The 6,382-nt window shown below is 75.1% G+C and carries 7 protein-coding genes; 5 read left to right on the top strand and 2 right to left on the bottom strand.

Translation table 11 applies throughout. The features are described from left to right. Positions 1–204 precede the first annotated feature (204 nt). The 3 genes from ACZ3YL_RS08760 to ACZ3YL_RS08750 all read left to right on the top strand — a co-directional run bounded on the left by ACZ3YL_RS08760 (position 205) and on the right by ACZ3YL_RS08750 (position 1,575). On the top strand, positions 205–696 hold the full coding sequence (locus ACZ3YL_RS08760) for a ribonuclease (protein ID WP_188305252.1): 492 nt from the start codon (positions 205–207) through the stop codon (positions 694–696). Positions 697–790: 94 nt separating this feature from the next. After that, entirely contained in the window at positions 791–1,264 is a 474-nt protein-coding gene (locus ACZ3YL_RS08755) for a hypothetical protein (RefSeq protein ID WP_188305253.1), read from the top strand. After that, positions 1,264–1,575: a transcriptional regulator gene (locus ACZ3YL_RS08750; RefSeq protein ID WP_465656306.1), complete on the top strand. Its 312-nt coding sequence runs from the start codon at positions 1,264–1,266 to the stop codon at positions 1,573–1,575. Before ACZ3YL_RS08755 ends, ACZ3YL_RS08750 begins: the two co-directional genes overlap by 1 nt. A 12-nt stretch (positions 1,576–1,587) precedes the next feature. Here ACZ3YL_RS08750 and ACZ3YL_RS08745 read toward each other — a convergent pair whose 3' ends face one another. Continuing rightward, the gene (locus tag ACZ3YL_RS08745) at positions 1,588–2,583 is read right to left on the bottom strand and encodes a hypothetical protein (protein ID WP_465656304.1); all 996 of its coding nucleotides are present in this window, start codon (positions 2,581–2,583) and stop codon (positions 1,588–1,590) included. 112 nt (positions 2,584–2,695) lie between these two features. Here ACZ3YL_RS08745 and ACZ3YL_RS08740 point away from each other — a divergent pair, with 112 nt between their 5' ends. Then, positions 2,696–3,946, top strand: a complete 1,251-nt coding sequence (locus tag ACZ3YL_RS08740; protein WP_465656302.1) for an ADP-ribosylglycohydrolase family protein — start codon at positions 2,696–2,698, stop codon at positions 3,944–3,946. 4 nt (positions 3,947–3,950) lie between these two features. Here ACZ3YL_RS08740 and ACZ3YL_RS08735 read toward each other — a convergent pair whose 3' ends face one another. Next, positions 3,951–4,685, bottom strand: coding sequence for a GNAT family N-acetyltransferase (locus ACZ3YL_RS08735; protein WP_188305257.1), 735 nt, complete (start codon positions 4,683–4,685; stop codon positions 3,951–3,953). 674 nt (positions 4,686–5,359) lie between these two features. On the opposite strand from ACZ3YL_RS08735, the gene ACZ3YL_RS08730 reads away from it, so the two are divergent. Then, entirely contained in the window at positions 5,360–6,304 is a 945-nt protein-coding gene (locus ACZ3YL_RS08730) for a PAC2 family protein (protein ID WP_188305258.1), read from the top strand. Positions 6,305–6,382: the final 78 nt, after the last annotated feature.

Genomic DNA, 6,382 nt, shown 5'->3' with positions numbered 1-6,382 from the left:
TCCACCCGCGCGGGCCCCCCCCCCCGCCCCCCGCCCCGGGGGGCGGGCCTACCCCGGCCCGCGCCGCCGCACACCCGGCGACCGCCCCCCGGCGGGGCGGCAACGGACACGGGCGCCCGTCCCCCCCCGGCCGTACGCGCGTGTGGTGTCCGTCATGTGTGTGACTGGCCGAGCCGGACGCCGCCGGCTGCCAAGCTGGACGGCATGACCAGAAGCAAGAGCCCGCTCGTCGTCGTGGCCGTCCTGATCCTGGCCGTGCTCGCCGGAGTCGGGTACCTGCTCGCCGGCAAGGGCGGCGGCAGTCACCCCAAGGCCGCCGCGAGCGCCACCGCCACCGCGGGCACCCAGGCCCCCAAGCCCTCGGCCCCCAAGTCGTCCCCGCCGTCCGGCGGCTGGGTGCCCGCCGACCCGGCGCTGGCCGACGTCTGCCGCACCAAGCTCCCCAGCCAGGCCCAGGACACCCTCGGTCTGATCGACAAGGGCGGCCCCTACCCGTACAACCGGGACGGCATCGTGTTCGAGAACCGCGAGAGCCGGCTGCCGAAGAAGGGCAACGGCTACTACCACGAGTTCACCGTGGTCACCCCGGGCTCCAACGACCGCGGCACCCGACGGGTGGTCACCGGCGGCTCCGGCGAGCAGTACTGGTCCCCGGACCACTACGCGACCTTCCAGGAGATCGACCCGCGCTGCTGAGCCGCGCATCGCGCGGCCGGCTCACGGAAAGTACTTTCCAATATGGAAAGACAGTGGCACAGTGGAGCCACCGTCACTTTCCGAGGGGGAAACCATGAGCGACTCCGTTCCGACCCCGCCGTCCGCCGCCGAGGCGCTGCGCCTGGCCGGCCGGGCCGCCGCGGCCGCGCGGCGGCCGGGCGAGATGCCCGGCTGGTACGGGCCGGCCTTCGCCTTCGCCTTCGCCGCTTACGGCCTGGGGATCGGTCAGGTCATCGAGGCCCGGCAGTTCGCCATGATCGGCGGGCTCGCGGGCGGGTTCGCCGCCCTGACCGGTGTCCTCGGCCGGATCGCCATGCGCAGCGACGGCATCGTCCGCCGGGGCATGCCGGCCGGTGTCGGCGGCCCGGTCGCGCTGGCGGTCCTCGCGGTCTGCGCGGCCTCGGCGGCCGGGATGCTGATCGCCTGGCAGTCCGGCGGCGGTCCGCGCTGGATCGGCGGGGCCGCCGGGCTCGCGGCCGGCCTGACCTTCTGGGCGGGCACCAGCCGACTCAACCACCGGGTCCGGCGCATGCAGGAGACCGGCTGATGCCCCCCGCCCTCGATCCGCTGCTCCAGCACGCCACCCGGCTCACCGTGCTCGCCTTCCTCGGCGCCTGCCGCGAGGCCGAGTTCGCCGCCGTCCGGGACCACTGCGAGGTCTCCGACTCCGTCCTCAGCAAGGCCGCCACCGCCCTGGAGGAGGCCGGCTACCTGACGGTGACGAAGGGCTACGTCGGCAAGCGCCCGCGCACCTGGCTCGCCGCCACCCGCGAGGGCCGCGCCGCCCTCGCCGCCCACCTCGCCGAACTCCAGCGCCTGGTCGCCGCCGCCGAGGCCGCCGGCGCCCGGCACTCCTGACCGCCGACGGGTTCACCGCGCCCGCCGCCAGCTGATCCGGCCGTGGGGGCCGTGCGGGCCGGTGGTGACCAGGGCGGTGAGCTGGTGCAGGACGGGGGCGGGGTCGCGGCGCAGTTGGACGGGTGTGGTGCGGACCACCGGCAGGCCGGCGGAGGTGAGCCGGTTGGCGCGGGCCAGGCCGCGTTCGTGGTCGGCCGGGCTCAGGTGGTAGGCGCGCGAGTCGATCTCCAGGGCCACGCAGGCGTGCGGCCAGTAGGCGTCCGGCACCGCGAGGAAGCGGCCGTCCAGGAACAGCACCGGGTTCCAGAGCGGCTCCGGCAGGCCCGCGTGGGCGAGCACCTCGCGGGCCTCGCCCTCCACCACGGACCGCACCCCGGCGGTCAGGTCCTCCACCACCCGGGCCACCTGCGGCAGCGTCAGCGCCCCCGGCCTGGCGAGCAACTGGTCGAGCAGTTCGCCGAGTTCGCAGTGCCGCCGCTGTACGGCCTCGGCGCACAGCGCCCGGAACCGGCGCTGACCGGCCTCCCTCGGCGTCACGTCCGCCAGCGCCCGCGCCACGGTGGCGCTCCACAGGCCGTCGTCCCGCTCGAAACCGCCCGGCATCACCCCCGAAGCCCGGTGGATCCGGACGAATTCCCGCTCCCGAATGCGGCGTTGATGGGGGATCAGTACATCGACCCCGGCCAGGTCGGCGGGGTGCCCGGCGCTCGGCAGCCCGGCGTCGGCCAGCACCGCGAGCCCGGTCAGCAGCACCTCCCCGGGCTGTGGCTGCCGGCCCTTCGGGCCCGCGTACGCCAGCGCCGCCCGCAGTCTCTGATGGGCCGTCAATCGTCCGCTCTGCAGGCAGATCACCCGCGGCAGCACCTGTTGCCAGGGCCCGCCCGGCCGCAGCCGGTGGGCGATCGTGCCGGAGGGCACCCCGAGCCGGCGCAGCTGCGCCCGGGTGGCGATGTGCTGCTGGTCGGCGCCGAGCAGGGTGACGGGGTCGAGCGGATGCGCGCGGGTCATGCCCGGGTGCTGCCCGCCCGGATCGGAGGTATGCGAAACATCCCTCGTCAGGGGCTTTCGCGCAACGGTGTTGACGAAGCGGCGGCCGAGCCGGTGTGCTGGGTGGCACATGATGACCGAACCCAACGGCCCCGCGCTCGACGCGCTCAACGGCCTCTCCGTCGGTGACGCCCTCGGCGCCCAGTTCTTCGTCCCGGAAACCGCCCGGGCCCACCACGCCTCCCGCGCCGAACCGTCCGGCCCCTGGCCGTGGACCGACGACACCGAGATGGCCTGCTCGGTGTACGCCGCCCAGCGCGAACGCGGCACGATCGACACCTTCGACCTCACCCACGCCTTCGCCCTCCGGCACGACTTCGACCGCGGCTACGGCCCGGCCGCCAACCGGCTGCTCCGACTGGTCCGCGAGGGCGGCGACGCCAGGGCGCTGGGCGCCGAACTCTTCGACGGCCAGGGCTCGTACGGCAACGGCGCCGCGATGCGGGTCGCTCCACTGGGGGCGGCGTACGCGCGGGACCTGGACGAGGCCGTCCGGCTGGCCGCCCGCACGGCGGTGATCACCCACACCCACCCGCAGGCGGTGGACGGCGCGATCGCGGTCGCGGTGGCCGCCGCGTACGCGGTCCGGGCCCGGACCGAACCGATGGCGCCGGCGGCCTTCCTGGGAGCGGTGGTCGAGTACACCCCGAACGGGGTGGTGCGCGAGGCCGTCGCCGACGCCGTCCGGCTGCTCGCCGAACCGGATGCGCGGGCCGTCGCCCGGCTGCTCGGCAACGGCAGCCGGACCTCGGCCGCCGACACCGTCCCGTACGCCCTGTGGTGCGCCGCCCGGAACCTCACCGACTACCGGGCCGCCGTGTGGGAGGCGATCGCGGCCGGCGGCGACATGGACACCGTGGCCGCGATCACCGGCGCGGTGGTGGCCGCGCACACCGGCACCGAGGGCATCCCCGCCACCTGGATGGCCACCCGTGAACCGCTGCCCGGCTGGGCGTTCCCCGAGCCGGGCAGCGTGCCGCCCGATCCCGAGTGGGCGGCGGACCGGCTCAAGCCGATGCTGCGGCCCCGCGCCTGCCCGGTACCGGACCTGTTCTGGACCGACGGGCAGTGGCAGCTGATCCGCTCCGGACTGCGCCCCCGCGAGATGGAGGACAGCTGGGTGTCCTACACCTCCGAGGGCGTGCTGCACCTGCATCGCAGCTGGACCGGCTGCGAGGTCTGGAGCATCCGGGTCGCCCGGGTGAGGGGCGGCTGGCGGCCGGTGTCCGGGCTCGCGGAGACCCACCGCGAGCGCCCGAGGCCCGATCCGCAGTGGCTGGAGCCCGTTCTCGGGGTGGCCGTCGGGGGTTACGGCCCGAGGTGACCCCTCAGGCGGTGATCATCAGCTGCCCGGCGCCGCTGCCGCCCTGTCTAAGGCACTCCTGGTTGATCGCCGGATCCGGGGCGCTCGGCGAGGTGGCGGCGGCGATCCGCAGCTCGATGATGTCCCGGACGGCCGGCCACTCGGAGTCCAGGATCGAGTAGAACGCGGTCGAGCGCACCACTCCGTCCAGCCCGCGCGAGTGCGCCCGGCGGACGCCCTCGGAGGTCGCGCCGAGCCGCTCGATCGCGGCCCGGGAGCGCAGGTTGCGGGCGTCCGCGCGCAGCGAGATCCGCTGCACGCCCCAGATCTCGAAGGCGTGCCGGAGCATCAGCAGCTTGGCCTCGGTGTTGATGCCGGTGCCCTGGGCGCGCGGGGAGAGCCAGGTGTTGCCGATCTCGGCGGCGTCCGGGACGGCCGTCGCCGGATCGCCGAACGGCACGCCGGGCACCGGCGGCCACACCAGCGGGCCCTGCCAGTAGTCGAGTTCCAGGAACCGGGTGGAGCCGACCACCCGGCCGTCGGCGACGTTCACCGTCGCGAACGGCACCGACCGGCCCGCGGCCTGGTCGGCGAGGGCGCGCGCGATGTAGTCGCGGGCCGCTTCCAGACCGTGCGGGACGGGGGTGAAGGCGTAGGTCGTACGGTCCTCGGCGCCGGCCGCGGCGATGGCCTCGGCATGGTGTGCGGCGAGGGGCTCCAGCCGCACGGTGCGGCCGGTGAGGATGACAGATGCTGGCACGGAACCCTCTGTCCTTCATCGGTCGTAGGGCGTAGTCCGCGCCGGGGTGCGGCGCGGGCTGCGGGGGACTGGTTCGCCCCGGTCCGGTTCCGCCTCCGGGTACCCGTGCGCGCCGGAGGATTCCGGTCGGGCGGGGCGGGGGCGGCGGCCCGGAACGGGCGGCGCGGGGTGCCGGAACGGACACGGGTCCTCGGACCGGTCCGGCGGGGAGAGCGAAGGGACAGTGTGCGTCCGCGAAATGGCCGAAGAGGAAACGAGTGCGCGAAGGGAAGCAGGCGGCCAGGTGAAGGCAAGATGCGTCGTGGGTGTCTGCCCGAGCAGCGATCCGGGTCGTGGTCGACGGCGTTACGGACGACGTGACGACGACGCGACGATGCGAGGCAGCGAGAGGACGATACCCGCCAGAACGCGGTGCGTCACTTCGCGGCGCGCCAATGGCGGCGCGGGCCGCCACCGCGCGCCCCGGGCGGGGCTGTTGAACCCCCGTGACCAGGGGTTTTCCGGTCGGGTGCGATCATGGTCCGGAGCGGTTCGGGACGGCCTCCGGCCGTGTCGCGGGCCGGGTCCTCCGCCGGGTGGTCGGCCGGAACGGGAATTCCGGCGCGGCCCGGCACGCTGGACAGGACGAGAGGCCGGTCGGGTCGGGACGAGCAGAGAACGGGGTTGGGTGCGCGGTGCGAGACTTCCAGGCGCTGTACGAGCTGGATGAGCGGGGCGTGGCCGCGGTGGCCGCGGCCAACGCGGAGCTGCGTGACACCGGCGCCGGCCTGGTGCTGCTCCAGCACTTCGAGGGCTTCATGGACGCCGGCGAGGCCGGTGGCCAGGTGGTGGCCCACCTGCTGGAGACGGGCTCGCCCCAGGTGGTGGCCCGTTTCGACCACGACCGCCTGGTCGACTACCGGGCCCGCCGCCCCGCGATGGTCTTCGACCACGACCACTGGTCGTCCTACGACCCGCCGGAGATCCTGCTGCAGCTGGTCCGGGACGCCGCCGGCGCCCCGTTCCTGCTGCTCACCGGCCCGGAGCCGGACGTGGAGTGGGAGCGTTTCGCGCGCGCCGTCCGCGCGCTGGTGGAGCGCTTCGAGGTCCGGCTCAGCCTGGACTTCCACGGCATCCCGATGGGCGTGCCGCACACCCGCCCGGTCGGCCTGACGCCGCACGGCAACCGGCTGGACCTCGCGCCGGGCTACCCGCAGTGGTTCGAGCAGGCGCAGGTCCCGGGCAGCGCCCAGGCGCTGCTGGAGTACCGGCTGGCCGAGTCCGGGCACGACGTGCTGGGCTTCGCCGCGCACGTCCCGCACTACGTGGCCCGTTCGGCCTACCCGGCGGCCGCCGTGCTGATCCTGGAGGCGGTGCAGTCGGCCACCGGCCTGGTGCTGCCCGGCACCAAGCTGCGCGAGCGGGTGGGCGAGGTGTACGCCGACATCGAGGAGCAGTTGGCCCAGGGGGACGGCGAGTTGCGCTCGGCGATCCGCGGCATGGAGGGCCAGTACGACGCGGTGGCGGGCGCCGAGGGCCGGGAGAGCCTGCTGGCCGAGCCGGTCGACCTGCCCTCGGCGGACGAGCTGGGGCGGCGCTTCGAGCAGTTCCTGGCCGAGCACGAGCGCGACGCGGAGTAGCCGGTACGGCCGAGCGGGCCGCCCGAGCCGGGAGTCATCGGCGCCGCCCGTACGTTGCAGTCTGAGGCGCCCGGGGGA

It is taken from the genome of Kitasatospora sp. NPDC023176, from assembly GCF_055560495.1.
Note: the sequence above shows the minus strand (reverse complement) of the source record. Positions and strands in the feature narration are given on the sequence as shown.